We start from the raw sequence: 16741 nt of genomic DNA on the forward strand, positions 1-16741 counted from the left end.
GTTCGGGGCCGTACCGGCCAAGGGCGCGGTGCTCCGGGTCCCGCACTACTGCACCGGCGGGCGAACCCGACAACGCGGCGAGCGTGCGTGCCAGACGCCGCGGGGCAGGCGGGAGTTTGACGACAGGTCCTAGGGGGTGGGCTCCGGGGATTGCCGGGGCCACCGACCGCCGCCGGCCCGCGGATTCATGGTCGAATGCGTGTATGAGCGACAGCGACACGACCGTCACGACCGCTAACGCCGACCCCCGCGGCAGCTCCGTCCCCGCCGCCGTCCTGGCCCCGCTCGACGACCGCCTCGCGGATCTCGAAGCCCTCTACAAAGACCTGCACCGCCACCCCGAACTCGCCTTCCAGGAAACCCGTACGGCCGCCGAGGCCGCCCGCCGGCTGACCGACCACGGCTATGACGTCACCACCGGCATCGCCGGGACCGGCGTCGTCGGCGTACTACGCAACGGCCCGGGCCCCGTGGTCCTGCTGCGCGCCGACATGGACGCGCTGCCCGTCACCGAGAACTCCGGCCTGGACTACGCCTCCACGGTCCCCGGCCGCATGCACGCCTGTGGGCACGACGTCCATGTGACCTGCCTGCTGGGCGCCGCCGACCTGCTCGCGGCGGGCCGCGACCACTGGTCCGGCACCCTGATCGTGCTCTTCCAGCCCGCCGAGGAGGCCGGCGGCGGCGCCCGCGCCATGCTCGACGCCGGCCTCTACGACAAGAACCTGGTCCCCACCCCCGATGTGGTGCTGGCCCAGCATGTCGCCCCGTTCGGCGCCGGGATGATCGCCTACTGCCCCGGCCCCTGCATGGCCGCCGCCGACAGCCTGGAGATCACCTTCCACGGCACCGGCGGCCACGGCTCGCGCCCCGAGACCACGACCGACCCGATCCTGATGGCGGCGTCCTTCGTCCAGCGGGTGCAGTCCGTGGTGGCCCGCGAAGTCGCCGCGAAGGACCAGGCGGTGGTCACGGTCGGCTCCTTCCAGGCCGGGGACTCCGCCAACGTGATACCCGACCGCGCCGTCGTACGGCTCAGTGTCCGCACCTTCGACGAGACGGTCCGCGCCGCCGTGCTGGCCGCCATCGACCGCATCGCGCGCGCCGAGGCCACCGCCTCCGGCGCGGACCGCGCACCCGACACCGAGGTCCTGGGCTCCTTCCCCGTCACCGTCAATGACGCCACGACCCTGCGGGAGGTCAACGAGCAGTTCACCGAACTCTTCGGTCCGCAGCGGCTGTTCGCCTACGAGCCGGCCACCGGCAGCGAGGACGCCGGCCTGCTCGCGACCGCCGCCGGAGCCCCGCTCTACTACTGGTGGCTGGGCGGCTGGGACCCGGCGGAGTTCCAGGCAGCACTGGCAGCCGGGCGCCTCGCGGACCTCCCCTCCAACCACTCGCCGCACTTCGTCCCCGTGGTCCGGCCCACCCTCACCACCGGCGTCGAGGCGCTGACCGCCGCGGCACTGAACCGGTTGGGGCCGGTGGGGGTGGAGGGGGCGGGGGCTAGCGGGGGATAGCGAGCGGGGGGATGGCGAGCAGGGGGGAGGTGTCGGGGGTGATGCCGGGGAGTGATGCCCGGGGGCGGCTCGGCGGGTGGTGAGTTGCGGCGGGGCTGTGTGGTGCCGCGGGGCCGGATGGTGCGGGGCTGTGCGGTGCGGTCTGGACGGTCCGGGCGGTGCTGTGCGGCGTGGCGCGGGCCGGGCGGTGCGGTGAGGCGTGGCGCGGGCCGGGCGGGCCGGGTCGAGTGGAGCGGTGCGACGGTGCGGCGCGTGCCGGCGCCACCGCGTCCGTTGACCTTGCCCTTGGGGCAAGCCCCAGCATCGGCGGTGCCGGGCGAGGCGCCCGGTACGAGGAGGACGGACGGGTGAACGGAGACGGGGCATGGCGCCGTACGACAACGACGCGCTGCTGACCATCGGGGCCTTCGCACGGGCCTCCCGGCTCTCGCCGAAGGCACTGCGCCTCTACGACGAGCTGGGCCTGCTGCCCCCGGCCCGTGTCGACCCGCACAGCGGCTACCGCCACTACGCCCCGGCCCAGTTGGAGCGGGCCCGGCTGGTGGCCTGGCTGCGCCGGCTCGGTATGCCGCTGGCCCGTATCCGCGAGGTGTGCGCGCTGGCACCGGACGCCGCGGCCGCGGCGGTCGCCGCGTACTGGGCGCAGGTCGAGGCCGACACCGCGGCCCGCCGGGACCTCGCCGCCTTCCTCGTCGACCAGTTGGAGAGGAAGAACACCGCCATGACCACACCCCACACGCCCCTGACGATGCGCTACGCCGCCCTGACCGACCAGGGGCTGGTGCGCACGTCCCACCAGGACGCCGCGCACGCCGGACCGCGGCTGCTGGCCGTGGCCGACGGCTACGGCCCCGTCGGCGGCCCGGCCGCGACAGCAGCCATCGAGGTGCTCAAGGACCTGGAGGAACAGGACCTGACCGCGGCGGACCTGCCGGCCGTCCTGGAGGAGGCCGCCCGCCGCGCCCACCGCGCCGCCCCGGCGGACGAGGCGAGCGGCAGCACCCTCGCCGCGCTGCTCCGCTCCGGCACACAGCTGGCGCTGCTGCACGTCGGGGACTCCCGCGCCTATGTGTTGCGCGACGCCCGCCTCCTCCAGATCACCCACGACCACAGCCTGGTGCAGTCGCTGATCGACGAGGGCCGGCTCACCCCCGAGGAGGCGGCCTCGCACCCGCAGCGGGCACAACTGCTGCGGTCGCTCGACGGGGCCACCGAGTTCGCCCCCGATCTGCAGCTCCTGGAGGCCCGTCCCGGGGAGCGCTATCTGCTGTGCACCGACGGCCTGACCGGGACCGTGCCGGCCGAGACCATCCAGCAGGTGCTGGCCACGGCCGACGGCCCCGACCAGGCCGTACGCGAACTCATCCGGCTGGCACGCGAGGCGGGGGCGCCGGACAACGTGGGGTGTGCGGTGGGCGAGATGGCGGGGGGTTAGGGCGGGGGTGGGGGATGGGCCCTAGGGGGGAGATACGCCCCTTGCAGAGCCCTTCCCGGTGGTGAGTGGGGTTACGCCAGGCCCTTGAGCATCCCCTTGAAGTAGAGCTGCGGCAGGCCGTAGCGCTTGAGGAACCACATGTCGGTGCGCTCCCGGGTGGTGTCGAGGAACGGGATCGACGGCGTGGGCCGCAGGTCGTAGTCGAACTCGGCGAGCAGCATCTTGTGCCGGGCGGTGACCAGCGGACAGGACGTGTAGCCGTCGTAGCGGGCGGTCGCGGGACGCCCGCGCAGCCCGGCGAGGAGATTGGCGACCGCGACCGGAGCCTGCTTGCGGATCGCGGCGCCCGTCTTCGACGTCGGCAGACTGGCCACATCCCCGAGCACGAACACATTCGGGAAATCGGGGTGCTGGAGCGTCTCCCGGTCGGTCTTGACGTACCCGTACGGGGAGTCCGGGTCGGCCAGCGGACCGTCGGCCAGCCACTCGGGGGCGCGCTGCGGCGGTACGGCGTGCAGCAGGTCGTAGGGGACGGTCTCGGTCGTGCCGGTGGTGTGATCGGTGATCACCGCCTCCCGCGCCGCGCCGTCGAGACGGGTCATCTCCGAACTCAGCCGCACCTCGATCCCGTACCGCCGGGCCGTCTCCGTCAGCGCACGGGAGAACACCGGCACCTTGAACATCGCGGGCTCCGGCAGCACCAGAATGGTGCGGATGTTCCCCAGCACCCCGCGCTTTCGCCAGTAGTCCGCCGCCAGATACGCGATCTTCTGCGGCGCGCCACCGCACTTCATCGGCCCGGACGGCATGGTGAACAGCGCCGTACCGCGCCGCATCCGGCGAATCAAATCCCAGGTCAGCGGCGCGAGATCGGGCCGGTAGTTGCTGCTCACCCCACCGTGCCCGAGGGCCGCGGCGAGACCGGGCACCCCGTCCCAGTCGAGCTGCAGGCCCGGGGCGAGCACCAGCCGCCCGTAGGAGAGCACCCGCCCCGAGGCGGTCGTGACCGTACGGGCGGCCGGATCGACGGCGGTGGCCCGCTCCCGCAGCCAGCGCACCCCCGGCGGCATGACCTCCGCCTCGGTGCGCAGCGAGGACCGCAGCGGCGCCTGACCACCGCCGACCAGCGTCCACAACGGCTGGTACCAGTGCGTCTCGGAGGGCTCCAGCAGCGCGATGTCCCGGACACCGGCACGGCGTAACCGGGCGGCGACGGTGATACCGGCGGTGCCGCCGCCGACGATGAGGACCTGGTGGTGGGACGGGGCCGCGGGTGCGGGGGCCATGAACTCCTCCTGGAGGTGGTGGGGGTCAGGTGGGTCGGTGGGGTCGGGGTCGAGGTCGGGGGGGGAGGTCGGGGTCGGTGTACGGGGCGCGGGGCTACCAGAGACGGGGCAGCGCGGTGGCCGCCATGACGACGGCGAGGACGGTGACCAGGCAGGCGAAGGCCGTGGCCAGCACCTCGGGGCGCAGCCGCGTGGTGAGGCGGTTGCCGAGGTGACTGCCGACCGCCGCACAGGCCGCGAAACCGGCCAGCAGCGGCCAGTCCAGGGCACCGGTACCGGCCCGGGTGCCCAGCGCCGTAAGGGAGTTGATGAGGATGACAAGAAGCGAGGTGCCGACGGCGACCGGCATCTCCAGGCCCAGCACCAGCGTCAGCGCCGGTACGACGACGAATCCGCCGCCGACCCCGAAGAAGCCGGTGAGCAGCCCGACGGCGGACGCCGTCACAGCGAAGCGCGCGGGCCGCAGGGGCGCCCGGCGGGCGGCCCCGCCCTCGTCCTCGGCGGCGGCCGGGTCCGAGGAGTCCCGTAAGGGAACGGCCTTCGGCGACGGAACGGCCTCCCGTAAGGGAACAGCCTCTACGGGCTCCTTGGGGGACGGCTTCGGGGAGACCTCCGGGGACGGCCCCTCTGCGGGCTCCCGTAAGGGCACGGCCTCCGCGGCCTCCGCCGAGGACACCGTCCCCGCCGGACCCCGTAAGGGCACGGCAGCCGGGGAACTCCGTACGGAGGAGTCCTCCGCCGGGTCCCGTAGGGAGGAGCCCTCCACCGAGCCGCGTGACGGTGCACTCTCCCCCGGCCCCCGTAAGGGCCGCACGCTGTCCGTTGCCGTTGCCGTTGCCGTTGCCGTTGCCGTTGCCGCTGCCGCCCGCCGCTCGTGCCGCCCCCGTGTCACCAGCATCGCCGCCACCACGAGCAGCAGGCCCGCGAACGCCGCCATCAACACCGTGGGGTCCAGGGACGCGCTCCACCGGGAGCCGAGGTAGCTGCCCGCCGTACCCAGCGCCCCGAAGGCCGCACCGGCCGCCCACCGGACCCGCCCGGCCCGGCCGTGGCACCACAGCCCGGTCACCGCGCCGACCGTGACGACGACCAGCGCCCCCGCAGTCGCCTCGTGCGGCGACTGCCCCAGCAGATAGACGAGCACCGGCACCGCCAGCACCGAACCGCCGCCGCCGAGCGCACCCAGCAGCAGCCCGATCAGCAGCCCGCACGGCAGCGCCGCCAGGGCTATGAGGACGGACACGAGGCCCGCGGCGCGAGGGCGACCGCCCGGCTGTCATCGGACCACTCCGCGACGAAGGTGAACCGGTCGCCGCGCACCACCGTCTCGCGCCACTCCACCGGCCGTTCCCCGGCCTGCCCGAGCCGCTCGATGGCGAACGCCGCCTCCCGGTCGGCCAGCCCCAGCAGCCACGTCTGCCGGATGTCCGGCAGGAAGGGCTGAATCCGCTCCCGGCCACCGGTCACCTTCACCCCGCAGCGCCGCGTCAGCTCCCCGTAGAGCGAGGTGTGCCCGAAGTCGGCCTCCAGCAGCGGCTCGGCGACCTCGGCGGGCAGATAGGCGGTGTCATGCGCGAGCGGTTCGCCGTCCGCGAGCCGCAGCCGCTCCAGCACCACCAGCGGCGCCTCCGGGACCAGCCCCAGCTGCCCGGCGACCGTCCCGTCCACGGTCCGCTCCAGCCGCAGCACCTCACTGCGCTGCTCCACCCCCTGGCCCTCCAGCTCGCGGAAGAGGCTGTAGAGGGAACCCAGCGGCTGCTGTATGCGGCGGGTGTTCAGCCGGCTCGTCCGGCCGCGTTCGGCGATCACCAGACCGTCGGCACGCAGCTTGCGCAGCGCCTCCCGTACGGTGTGCCGGCTGACCTCGTACTCGCCGGTGAGCCGGTGCTCGGCCGGGAACTCCGCACGGAACGCGCCGGCCTCCATCCGGCGGCGCAGATCGGTGGAGAGCTGCGCCCACAGGGGCAGCGGCGAGCGCCGGTCCAGGGGGCGCGGGCCGTGCGCGCCGTGCGGCGGCTCGGTCGTCATGGTGATTCCTCCGCGGGCGTACGGGGGTTGGTCGCACAGTGCTGGTCGCTGCGCTGGTGGTCGTGGTGGCGCCGGAGCAACGAGGCCGCCGACACCGGAGGAGCGGTCAAACGAAGCGCGGCCCCGTTGGGGCGTCACGGAAACGCCATCCACCGAGCCGCTGAGGACGATCAAAGGCCGTATGGCCCACGCCGGTTGACGGGGCGTCCAGTACTGCCCGGCTTGTCGCCCGCCATCCGGCTACCTAATGTACGTACATCCGTGCATCCGCACAACGCACCCTGCCCGAACGGGCCCCGGCCGCCGCGCACGGGCCCCGCGCACCCCTGGAGGCCGACCGTGCACTTCGCGCAGTACTACCTCGACTGCCTCTCCCAGGCGTCGTATCTGATCGGCGACGAGACGACCGGACGCGCCGTCCTCGTCGACCCGCGCCGCGACATCGACGACTACCTGCACGACGCGGAAGCCGCCGGCCTGCGGATCGAACTCGTCATCGAGACGCACGTACACGCCGACTTCCTCTCCGGGCACCTCGAAATCGCGCGGGCCACCGGCGCCACCGTCGCCTTCGGGGAGGCCGCCGAAACCGGCTTCCCCATACGGCGGTTACGGGACGGTGAGCGCCTCTCGCTCGGGGCGGACGGCGGCGAGGGAGTCACCCTCACCGTTCTCGCGACCCCCGGGCACACCCTCGAATCCATCTGTCTGGTCCTGCACGAACACCCGGAGGACGACGTACCGTTCGGCGTGCTCACGGGCGACACCCTCTTCGTCGGCGACGTCGGCCGCCCGGACCTGCTCTCCGCCGCTGGGCACACCCCACAGGACATGGCCGCCCGTCTGTACCGCTCCCTGCACACCAAACTCCTGACCCTCCCGGACGCGACCCGGGTCTTCCCCGCACACGGCGCCGGCTCCGCCTGCGGGCGCAACCTCTCCAGCGAGACCAGCTCCACCATCGGCGACCAGCGCCGCCTCAACTACGCCCTCCAGCCCATGCCGGAAGCCGACTTCGTCCGCCTGATCACCGCGGGCCAGCCCGCCACCCCCGGCTACTTCGCCCACGACGCGGCCCTCAACCGCGACGGCCACCCCCTCCTGGAGCCCGGCCCACCGCCCGCCCTCACCCTGGATGAGGCCCTCACCGCTCGCGACCAGGGCGCCGCCCTCCTCGACTGCCGCCCGCTGGCCGACTACACCCGCGCACATCTGGCGGGCTCGCTCCACACGAGCCTGGACACCCGCTTCGCCGAGTACGCCGGCAGCGTGGTCGCCCCAGGCACCCCCATCGTGCTGCTCGCCACCCCCGGCACGGAGCAGGAAGCCCGCCTCCGCCTCGCCCGCATCGGCTACGACCACGTCCTCGGCCACCTCCCCGACCCGGCCGCCGTACTGGACCGCACACCCGAACTCAGCCGCAGCAGCCGACGCATCCACCATGAGGAACTGGCGGCGCACGGCACTGGGGTGGCACAGGGGGAACCGACGGCGGAGGGCTCGGCGGGCGGAGACCAGAGCGCGGGCCGCAGTGGCGCCCCGGCGGCCGATGCCGAATCCGTGGATGCCAGGCCCAGCGGCGTCGAACCCGCCGATGCCGAATCCGCGGATGCCAGGCCCAGCGGCGTCGAACCCGCCGATGCCGAATCCGTGGATGCAGAGGCCGTCGGCGCCGAACCCGTCGGCGTCCAGCTGATCGACGTCCGTAATCCGGCCGAATACGAGGCCGGCGCCCTCCCCGGCGCCCGCAATGTCCCCCTGGCCGGCCTGTCCGACCGCCTCACCGAACTGGACCCGGCCCGCCCGGTGGTCCTGTACTGCCGCAGCGGCAACCGCTCGGTGATCGCGGCAGCCCTGCTGGAGGCCCACGGCTTCACGGAGGTCTGTGACGTGATCGGTGGGTATGACGCGGCGGAAGCGGGTGCGGGAGCGGGGTAGTCGCGCGGGCGGCGGGGCTTCGGCTGCGGGGTGCGGGGGCACGCCACGCGCGTCACGGCCTCATTCAGACGAGTGCCTGACGTGCGCGATCGCCTTATCCCCGCCGGTCCGCCCTGGGTTGGCCTCCTGACCAGGGGCAGGGGGCAGAAGCCCGCCGGGGCGGGCCTGCCCGGGGCGCTTCGGCACAAGCTGCCGTACGCGACAAGCCAGCCCCCAAGCCCGCCCCAACACACCAGCACGAGCCGCCCCAAGCGAACGAGCAGCAGCCGGGCCCGCCCGCCCCAATCACGCCAGCGCGCCCCGCTCCACCCGAGCCCCCTACCCGCCCCACCACGAACCCAGCCCCCGCCCGACCAGCAGCGCACGTACGGAAGGCAACACAAGTGCCGCAGCAGCGGCCAGGCAGACAAGGGCGGGGAGGAGCAGAGACGGGCCGCCGCCGTCCCCCGCCGCCCCGGCGCCGGTGAGGGTGAGTCCGGCCCCCGCCGTGGTCGTCAGCACGGCCTTGGTCACGCCGGACGCCTCGCCCGCCCGCTCGCGGCGCACCACCGCCTGCGTGCCGGTGAGGGCCAGCCCGCCGGCCACCCCGAGCGCGACCGCGGCCGCCGTCGACGCGAGCAGCAGGGCGGGCGTGCCCGTACCGCGTGTGGCGGCCGCCAGCGCGATCCCCGCGGCGGCGAGGCAGAGCGCCATCACCGGCACCGCCGCCGCCGGACGCACCCGCCCGGCCAGGGGACCGCCCACGGCCAGCGCGCCCGCCGGGACGACGAAGAACACCCCCGCGTCCCGCACCGACCACCCCTCGCCCTGCTGAAGCGTCCACGGGACCACGTACAACAGCGCCACGGTCGCGGAGTTGGCGACCGCACCGGCCACGGTCAGTGCCACGTACGGGCGATTGCGGAACAGGGCGAGGTCCACCAACGGGGCGGGCGCGCGCCGCTCGGCCCGCACGAACAGCGCGCCCAGCAGCACCGCGCCGACCGCCCAGCCCCACGCCGTGAGGTGCTCCAGCCAGCGGGCCAGACAGGCCGGCACGCCCGTCGCGGTGAGCGCGCCGACGATGTCGAGGGACCTCCCGGCATCCGGATCGCGGGACTCCGCCGCCCGGCGGGCACACAGCAGCGCGGCCAGGGCGAGCGGCACCGTCAGCCAGAAGACGGCCCGCCAGGACACCGACCGGGCCAGCACACCACCGAGGAACGGGCCACAGACGGTGGCCAGTCCGGCCAGCCCCAGCGCACGGCCCATCGTCCGGCGTCCGCGCCCCGGCGGACAGGCGCGGGTCAGCAGCGCCAGCCCCGCGGGCATGATCAGGGCACCGCCCACGCCCTGCACCACCCGCGCCGCCACCAGCAGCGGCAGCGACGGCGCGAGCGCACACAGCGCGGCCGCGACACCGAAGAGCGCCAGCCCGCCCGTCAGCACCAGGCGCCGCCCGTACAGGTCGCCGAGACGCCCGGCGAGCGGCATCAGCGACCCCGCGGCGAGGAGATAGCCGCTGACGACCCAAGGGGTGCCCGTCGCGGAACCGTGCAGCGCGTCGCGGAGGACGGGCAGCGCCAAGTTCAGCGCGAAGGAGTCAAGTTGGACGCAGAACGCGCCGGTGGCGACGGCGGCCAGCGTCCAACGGGCCTGCGGCTCCAGGTAGGTGTGTGGTTCGGGTTCCGGCATGACGGGCATCGGGCCGCCTCTCACGGGTCCGCCTCTCGCGCCTGCGGAGGAAAACGGAAAAGGGAGGGGGAGAGGGGGATGGAGTGCACCGGAAAGGGGCAGGAACCCGGAGCGGGTTGCGCGCCCGGCCGGGAGGCCCGGAGCGACGAGCCGGGCGGCCGGGGCGGCAGCCCGTGCGGTGACCGCGAGGGCCGGGAGCGATCTGCTGCCGCGGAGGTGCGGGAAGGGGCGGCGCGGCCCCGTACAACGGACGTTCAGCGAACGTTGATCGGTGATCTCCATGCTGAACCGCATGTTGCGCCGTGTGACTTCAGAGCATGCAGATGACGCCCGGGAAGTGCAAGAACCGGAGGCGTCGCGGATCGCCCTCACCTGGAGTGGGGAGCCCGGACGTCAGGAGGAGCTGACGCACGGCATGCTCCTCGACCAGGCCGAACGCGCCGCCGCCGTACTCCGCCGGCTCGGCGTACGGGCCGGTGACCGGGTCGCGGTGCATCTGCCGCTGGTGCCCGAGTCGGTCATCGCCACGCTCGCCTGCGGCCGGCTGGACGCGATACGCACCACGCTGCCGGTCTCGTTGACAGTGCCCGAACTGGTCGCGCGGACCCGCGAGTCCTCGGCCCGGGTGCTGATCACGGCCGATGCGGCGTTCTGGGACGGCGCCGTACGGCCCGTGAAGGCCCTGCTCGACCACGCCCTGGCGCGGGGCAGCGCCTCGGGCCCCGCCGTGGACCGCACCGTCCTGGTCGTGAACCGCTGCTCGCGCCCGGTCTCCTGGAAGCCCGGACGCGACCTGTGGTGGCACGAGGCCCTGGGCGTACCGTCCGCCGGCCACTGACACCCCACCGGTCGCGAGCCGGCGGCCTCTCTCCCCGACGTAATGCGGCCCCTCCGGCACAGTGCGGGCCTCCGGCGCGGTGCGGCCCTTCGGGGAATCGCTACAGCTGGGCGCGGCGCGTTGTGAAGGACACGAGCGGCGCGAACGAGCACGGCGCTTCGGGCAGGTCCGGCGCGCGGGTCGAGGCGCTTCGGGTGGCGCGGCGCGGGGCGGGCGCTTCGGAGCGCGGCGACTGGGCGTAGGGCCGTTCCGGGGAGTGCCAGCGACTGCCTCGCCGTACGCCGCGAGTACCCGCCGTACGCCGCGATGAACAGCCACTCACAGCCACCCACAACCACCCACGGCCTCACCCACTCAGGCCACCAGAATCGAGCCATTCGCCTCATCCGCCCCTAGCGTGGAGCACGGCACAGCCCTCAGACGCCCCACCCGCCTCGGGCCGCGGCTCCGAAGGCAACCGGGCGCCGCCCCAGCGGAAAGGTCGCTGCCCCATGGCTCGTCATGAGTACGCACACCCCCGCCACCCCCTGCCCGGGAGCGACCGCAGCCGGCCGCTCAGGCGCCGCGGCTCACAGGGCCCGCCGACCAGGCCCCATGACGGTCATCGCCCGCACCCCATACCCACCCACGACAAGGGCCGCTAGGACAGAGGCCGTTCGTGTCCCACCCGGATCACACCGGACACCTGACGCGCCTCCCGTCCTCCCCCTCCCCCCCCGCCCTCCGCCCGCCCCGGCCCTCCGTCCCCCGCTCCCTCCCCCCGGCTCCCCTCGCGCCCGCCGCCGCCCCAGCGACTACGCCGCCCCCGCGCCCACGCAACCCCCGCCCTCACCGGTATCCCCGCCCCGCCGATATCCCGCCGCCAGGTCCCGTGGCCCGCAATGACACGATGGGGGAATGGCGACAAAGCCCGAAGAATCCTCCGAGTACCGGCCGACAGTTTCCGGGACGTGGCCGGAGGGTGCATCCCTGCATTCCGAGCTTCTCGCGGCGAAGAGCCTGGTTTACGACCCCTGTGGGTTCACCTGCTCGCAGCCGGTCCGGGAAGCGGAGAGCGCGGAGTACGCGGCGCATGAATTCACGCTCGACGGCTCCGACGTCAGGTATCGGGTCGCCAAGACCACCCCGACGAAGGTCGGGCAGTTCGTCACGGTGTGGAAGCGGAGCCCCGGCGGGCCGATTCAGCCCTTCGATTCCGGAGATGCGGTGGATCTCTTCGTCATCAGCTGCCGCGCGGACCAGAACTTCGGGCACTTCGTCTTTCCGCGTGAGGTGCTCTGTGAACGGGGCATCGTCTCCCGGAACGGCTCCGGCGGAAAGCGTGCCTTTCGCGTCTATCCGCCATGGGTGGAGACCACCAACCGGCAGGCCCGCACCGCGCAGGCGTGGCAGGTGAAGCACTTTCTGCCGATTCCCGAGGACGGTTCTCTCGACTCGGCTCGCGCACAGGCCCTCTATCACCCGTGACCGGCCGCCCGGGCCACCACGAGGGAATGCGCGTCCTCGCCCGGGGCTCGCCCTCGTGGCGCCCGGTACCACCGCCGAAGAGGCGCCATGGGCCCACGCCGAGCCGTGTCCGCTCCCGGCCCGCCCGTACCCTGGAGCCGTGAGCACCACCCCCGAACCCGCAGCGGCCGCCGAGCAGCCCGAGTCGGCCCCCGAGGCCGAGTCGGCCCCTGCACGCGGGCCGGCCCCCACACCCGAGTCGGCCCCCGAGCCCGCGCCGGCCCCCACGCCCCAGGACGCAACCGCCGCCGCCAACCCCGAGCAGCCTCCCGCCTCCCCCGCCGCACGCCCGGCGGCCTCCAAGGCCGCCGCGCGGCTGGTCTTCGACGATCCGCTGAGCCGGCAGTCCTCCGACGACACCGACCGCGGCTGGGGCGAGCGCCCGGCCGGGGGTGACAGCGCCGCCGACCTCGCCCGCTTCCTCGACGAAAAGCCGCCCCACCACCTCTGAGCGAGGCGACGGGGCGGCGTCTGCCGGCCGTGGGCGCCTGCTACTCGTGGGTCTTCTGTGTGCCGATGGTGCCCGAGGCGGACGAGGGCGCGGACGGCGAACCGGTGCGCTGGGCGAGCAGGGCGTCCCGGATCTCGATGAGCAGCTGGATCTCGGTCGGGTCCGCGGTGGCCGCCTCGACCTGCTGCTTGGCCGCCTGGCGTTCCTTCCACTTGTTGATCGGAAGGATCATGAGGAAGTAGACGACCGCGGCGGTGATCAGGAACGTCAGGGCGGCGCTGAGCACCGAGCCCCAGAGGATGTAGATCCCGTCGGCGAAGGCGCCCGTCTTGGGGTCCTTGGCGCAGGTGGCGGTCAGGCAGGACTGGTAGTGGTCGAGGTTCTGCGAACCGAGCGCGCCCACGATGGGGTTGATGATGCCCTTCACCACCGCGTTGACGATGTTGGTGAAGGCAGCACCGACGACGACCGCGACCGCGAGTTCGATGACGTTGCCGCGCATCAGGAATTCCTTGAATCCCTGAATGACGCCCTTGCTCTCGCTCACCTGACAGCCTCTTTCCCTGCTCACTGCGGACGGTGCACCCACACTCAGCACCGCAACTTACGTCAGGGCGGGGCGGGGGTGTCCAGTCGTGTGACACGAGCCATCGGGCGGCCGGTGCGTCGGCGCGGAACGGAAGGTTCCGGCGGAGTGGCCCGAGAACACGGACCCGGTGGACGGATACCGCGGTACCGGTGCGGTGGGCGCGCCCCCATTGGCGCGCGGCGGGTGCCCCGCCATGCGCGACAGTCTCACGGGGGCCGGGAGCAGAGGCCACTTGATCTTGGAGCATGATCACCGCCCTCCCGGCGCCGCCGGCGACGGGCAGCCGGGCGCGGGAGCGTCTCGTACGGCCCCGTACGACGCCCCGCCGGCCAGTGCCGCGGCGGTCATCGCCAGCCCGGCCGCCAGTAAGCGCTGCCGCGCGGTCCGCCCCCCTCGGTGCCTCCCGCCGCCGGCCCGTACCGGCGGGAAGTGCGGCACCTCACACGGCGGGGGAGCGGGGAGCGGCGGAGAGAGGGGATCGGGGCTGGTGAGGTGGGAGGCGCCGGCGGGGCCGGGGAAGGGGGGAGCGGGCGAGGTACGGAGCATGGTGGAACCGCCTGTGAGGTGGTGAGGTCGGTGAACCGCTGATCACCACCGTGCCGCACGACCTCGTCCGCCCGCTCCGGGCTGTGGACGGCCCCGTCGCTGTGGACAACTCGGCCACCCGGGAGGGGGAGGCCGAGCGTCCTGCGGCGGCGTTACGGCAGTTCGATGCCCAGGTCCCAGCCGGTGTGGGCGCCGGTGCACAGGCAGTCGCGGGCCGCGTTGTCGGGGAGGGCGGCGACGGCGTCGAAGAGGACCTCGCGCAGCCGGCCGACGTTCTCGGCGAAGACCCGGAAGACCTCCTCGTGGGAGACGCCCTCGCCGGTCTCGGTGCCCGCGTCCAGGTCGGTGACGAGGGACAACGAGGTGTAGCAGAGGCCCAGTTCGCGGGCCAGGACCGCCTCGGGGTGGCCGGTCATGCCGACCACGGACCAGCCCTGGGCGGCGTGCCAGCGCGATTCGGCGCGGGTCGAGAAGCGGGGGCCCTCGATGACGACGAGGGTGCCGCCGTCGACCGGCTCCCAGTCCCGGCCGCGGGCCGCCGAGAGGGCGGCCCGGCGTCCGGTGGGGCAGTAGGGGTCGGCGAAGGTCAGATGGACGACGTTGGGGACGCTGCCGTCGGGCAGGGGCTCGCCGTCGAAGTAGGTCTGGGTGCGGGCCTTGGTGCGGTCGACGAGCTGGTCGGGGACCAGGAGCGTGCCGGGGCCGTATTCGGGGCGCAGCCCGCCGACCGCGCACGGGCCGAGGACCTGGCGCACGCCGAGTGAGCGCAGTGCCCACAGGTTGGCGCGGTAGTTGATGCGGTGCGGCGGGAGATGGTGGCCGCGGCCGTGCCGGGGCAGGAACGCGACCTGGCGGCCGGCGACCTCCCCCACGAACAGGGAGTCGCTCGGGCGCCCGTACGGGGTGTCCACTGTGATCTCGGTCACGTCGTCGAGGAACGAGTAGAAGCCCGATCCGCCGATAACGCCAATCTCCGCGTCAGCCATGCCGGTCACACTATCGGGGCGCGGCAACGGGGGAGAGTGGCTGACGGAGACGAAAGAAGGCCGCAAGGCAACGGGCCCCGCCGTCGGTGACGGCGGGGCCCGGAGAAGCGCGGGTCAGGCGGCGGAGCTGCTGCCCGAGGACGAAGCGGCGGCCGGGGAGGCGGACTTGCTGTCCGAGCTGCCGGACGAGGAGCTCGACGCGTCCGAAGAGGAGCCGGACGAGTCCGAGGAGGACGTGCCCGAGGTGCTGGAGCTCTTCGCGGGGCTGCTGCTGGACGACGAGCCGCGGCTGTCGTTGCGGTAGAAGCCGGAGCCCTTGAAGACGATGCCGACCGCGGAGAACACCTTCTTGAGGCGTCCGTCGCAGCTGGGGCACTCCGTGAGCGCGTCGTCGGTGAACTTCTGCACCGCCTCGAGGCCCTCGCCGCACTCGGTGCACTGGTACTGGTAGGTCGGCACTTGACTTCCTCCTGGCACTCTCACTCGATGAGTGCTAACGACGCTCCATCTTGCAGTATTCCCGCCCGCCAGTCCACCGTGACCGGCGGACGGTGACCGACCCCACGCTCGGTCAGGCGCGCGCCAGCTCCCGTTCCCGGTCGTCGGAAACGGCCGGGACCCGGGCGTCGGCGCCCTGCGAGGGGACGCGGGAGGCCGCGGCCGGGGCGCGCGGCAGCAGGTGGGCGCGGAGCGCCAGCAGCACCACCAGGGCCAGCGCCGTACCGGCCAGCGGCACCAGGAACCCGGTGCTCGGCCCGAAGCGGTCCGCCAGCTGGCCGGCCGAGGTCGCCGCGGCCGCCTGGCCCAGCGCGACCGCGCCGGTCAGCCAGGTGAAGGCCTCGGTGCGGGCGGCGGCCGGCACCAGCGACTCCACCAGCGTGTAGCCGGTGATCAGGGCCGGGGCGATGCACAGGCCGACGACCAGGCCGACGGCACCCAGCAGCGGCACCGCGGTGACCGCCCACAGCGGGACGGTGGCCAGCGCCAGCAGCCCGTAGGCCACCAGCAGACGGCGCCGCGGGCCCACCTTCCAGGCGAGGGCGCCGCAGACGATCCCGGCGAGCATGTTGCCGCCCGCGAAGATCCCGTAGAGCACGCCGTTGATGCCGGGCTGCCCGATGTGCTCGGTGAACGCCGTCAGCGAGACCTGCATGCCGCCGAAGACCGAGCCGATGCCCAGGAAGGCCACGATCAGCACGCGGACACCGGGGATCGACAGCGCCGAGACGCGCGCCCCTTCGCCGGTCCGCGCCCGGTGCACCGCCGGCTGGCTGCGCCGCTGCGCGGCGAACAGCAGCCCGCCGGCCAGCGTCAGCGCGGCCTCGGCGACCAGCCCGGCCGCCGGGTGGACCCCGGTGCACAGCGCGGTCGCCAGCACCGGGCCGACCACGAAGGTGAACTCGTCGGTCACCGACTCGAAGGCGGCGGCCGTCGGCATCAGCGGGCTGCCGCCCAGCCGGGCCGCCCAGCGGGCCCGCACCATCGGGCCGACCTGCGGAGTCGAGGCACCCGTGGGGACCGCCACCGCCAGCAGCGTCCACAGGGGGGCGTGGGCGAGGGCCAGGGTGATCAGCGCCGCGACGCCGGCGACATGCGCCAGGACGCCGGGGATCAGCACCGCACGCTGCCCGAAGCGGTCGGCGAGCTTGCCGCTCTGCGGGGCGAACAGGGCCATCGAGACACCGGTGGTGGCGGACACCGCGCCCGCGGTGCCGTACGAGCCGGTGGTGGACTGGACGAGCAGCACGATGCCGATCGTCAGCATGGCGAAGGGCTGCCGGGCCAGAAAGCCGGGCAGCAGGAATGTCCATGCACCAGGGGTGCGGAGCAGTGGTCCGTATCCGGTACGGGTGTCCTTGACCGCGGATGCCACGGCCGGGCCTTTCTGCCGCCTGGTAGCGCCACCCGCGAGGTCCTCACGGGTACGCGCCGAGAGCTGTCCTC

The 16741-nt window shown here is 73.8% G+C and carries 14 protein-coding genes; 6 read left to right on the forward strand and 8 right to left on the reverse strand.

Annotation, left to right across the window (positions count from 1 at the left end):
* Window positions 1-203: 203 nt before the first annotated feature.
* Window positions 204-1520, forward strand: coding sequence for an amidohydrolase (locus ACWC9R_RS10790; RefSeq protein WP_450730419.1), 1317 nt, complete (start codon window positions 204-206; stop codon window positions 1518-1520).
* A gap of 364 nt (window positions 1521-1884) precedes the next feature.
* Window positions 1885-2955, forward strand: a complete 1071-nt coding sequence (locus ACWC9R_RS10795; RefSeq protein WP_450730421.1) for a MerR family transcriptional regulator — start codon at window positions 1885-1887, stop codon at window positions 2953-2955.
* 71 nt (window positions 2956-3026) lie between these two features.
* Here ACWC9R_RS10795 and ACWC9R_RS10800 read toward each other — a convergent pair whose 3' ends face one another.
* The 3 genes from ACWC9R_RS10800 to ACWC9R_RS10810 form a co-directional block, all read right to left on the reverse strand.
* Window positions 3027-4241: an FAD-dependent oxidoreductase gene (locus tag ACWC9R_RS10800; protein ID WP_450730423.1), complete on the reverse strand. Its 1215-nt coding sequence runs from the start codon at window positions 4239-4241 to the stop codon at window positions 3027-3029.
* Window positions 4242-4335: 94 nt separating this feature from the next.
* Window positions 4336-5484, reverse strand: coding sequence for a TSUP family transporter (locus tag ACWC9R_RS10805; RefSeq protein ID WP_450730425.1), 1149 nt, complete (start codon window positions 5482-5484; stop codon window positions 4336-4338).
* Entirely contained in the window at window positions 5469-6269 is an 801-nt protein-coding gene (locus ACWC9R_RS10810; RefSeq protein ID WP_450730427.1) for a GntR family transcriptional regulator, read from the reverse strand. The genes ACWC9R_RS10805 and ACWC9R_RS10810 overlap by 16 nt, the downstream gene beginning before the upstream one ends.
* A gap of 339 nt (window positions 6270-6608) precedes the next feature.
* Between ACWC9R_RS10810 and ACWC9R_RS10815 the strand changes: the two genes are divergently transcribed.
* A complete protein-coding gene (locus ACWC9R_RS10815) occupies window positions 6609-8207 on the forward strand; it encodes an MBL fold metallo-hydrolase (RefSeq protein WP_450730429.1) in 1599 nt (532 codons plus the stop codon).
* Between the two features lie 318 nt (window positions 8208-8525).
* Here the strand turns inward: ACWC9R_RS10815 and ACWC9R_RS10820 are convergent, their stop codons facing one another.
* On the reverse strand, window positions 8526-9881 hold the full coding sequence (locus ACWC9R_RS10820; RefSeq protein WP_450730431.1) for an MFS transporter: 1356 nt from the start codon (window positions 9879-9881) through the stop codon (window positions 8526-8528).
* A gap of 304 nt (window positions 9882-10185) precedes the next feature.
* Here ACWC9R_RS10820 and ACWC9R_RS10825 point away from each other — a divergent pair, with 304 nt between their 5' ends.
* The 3 genes from ACWC9R_RS10825 to ACWC9R_RS10835 all read left to right on the forward strand — a co-directional run bounded on the left by ACWC9R_RS10825 (window position 10186) and on the right by ACWC9R_RS10835 (window position 12676).
* A complete protein-coding gene (locus ACWC9R_RS10825; protein WP_450730433.1) occupies window positions 10186-10719 on the forward strand; it encodes an AMP-binding protein in 534 nt (177 codons plus the stop codon).
* Window positions 10720-11616: 897 nt separating this feature from the next.
* Window positions 11617-12186, forward strand: coding sequence for a MepB family protein (locus ACWC9R_RS10830; protein ID WP_450730435.1), 570 nt, complete (start codon window positions 11617-11619; stop codon window positions 12184-12186).
* A gap of 139 nt (window positions 12187-12325) precedes the next feature.
* The gene (locus ACWC9R_RS10835; protein ID WP_450730437.1) at window positions 12326-12676 is read left to right on the forward strand and encodes a hypothetical protein; all 351 of its coding nucleotides are present in this window, start codon (window positions 12326-12328) and stop codon (window positions 12674-12676) included.
* A gap of 40 nt (window positions 12677-12716) precedes the next feature.
* Here ACWC9R_RS10835 and mscL read toward each other — a convergent pair whose 3' ends face one another.
* The 4 genes from mscL to ACWC9R_RS10855 form a co-directional block, all read right to left on the reverse strand.
* Window positions 12717-13223: a large conductance mechanosensitive channel protein MscL gene (gene mscL / locus ACWC9R_RS10840; protein ID WP_450730439.1), complete on the reverse strand. Its 507-nt coding sequence runs from the start codon at window positions 13221-13223 to the stop codon at window positions 12717-12719.
* A gap of 740 nt (window positions 13224-13963) precedes the next feature.
* A complete protein-coding gene (locus ACWC9R_RS10845) occupies window positions 13964-14797 on the reverse strand; it encodes an S-methyl-5'-thioadenosine phosphorylase (protein ID WP_450730441.1) in 834 nt (277 codons plus the stop codon).
* Between the two features lie 114 nt (window positions 14798-14911).
* Window positions 14912-15256, reverse strand: a complete 345-nt coding sequence (locus ACWC9R_RS10850) for an FmdB family zinc ribbon protein (RefSeq protein WP_450730443.1) — start codon at window positions 15254-15256, stop codon at window positions 14912-14914.
* A 112-nt stretch (window positions 15257-15368) separates the two neighbouring features.
* On the reverse strand, window positions 15369-16670 hold the full coding sequence (locus tag ACWC9R_RS10855; RefSeq protein WP_450730445.1) for an MFS transporter: 1302 nt from the start codon (window positions 16668-16670) through the stop codon (window positions 15369-15371).
* Between the last annotated feature and the right edge of the window lie 71 nt (window positions 16671-16741).

The sequence above is a fragment of the Streptomyces sp. NPDC001219 genome (assembly GCF_053597915.1).

What these genes read in the sequence shown, in the direction of transcription:
- ACWC9R_RS10800 (WP_450730423.1), bottom strand. Translation starts at nt 4,241, where the DNA reads ATGGCCCCCGCACCCGCGGCCCCGTCCCACCACCAGGTCCTCATCGTC.
- ACWC9R_RS10845 (WP_450730441.1), bottom strand. Translation starts at nt 14,797, where the DNA reads ATGGCTGACGCGGAGATTGGCGTTATCGGCGGATCGGGCTTCTACTCG.
- ACWC9R_RS10790 (WP_450730419.1), top strand. Translation starts at nt 204, where the DNA reads ATGAGCGACAGCGACACGACCGTCACGACCGCTAACGCCGACCCCCGC.
- ACWC9R_RS10830 (WP_450730435.1), top strand. Translation starts at nt 11,617, where the DNA reads ATGGCGACAAAGCCCGAAGAATCCTCCGAGTACCGGCCGACAGTTTCC.
- ACWC9R_RS10820 (WP_450730431.1), bottom strand. Translation starts at nt 9,881, where the DNA reads ATGCCGGAACCCGAACCACACACCTACCTGGAGCCGCAGGCCCGTTGG.
- ACWC9R_RS10810 (WP_450730427.1), bottom strand. Translation starts at nt 6,269, where the DNA reads ATGACGACCGAGCCGCCGCACGGCGCGCACGGCCCGCGCCCCCTGGAC.
- ACWC9R_RS10795 (WP_450730421.1), top strand. Translation starts at nt 1,885, where the DNA reads ATGGCGCCGTACGACAACGACGCGCTGCTGACCATCGGGGCCTTCGCA.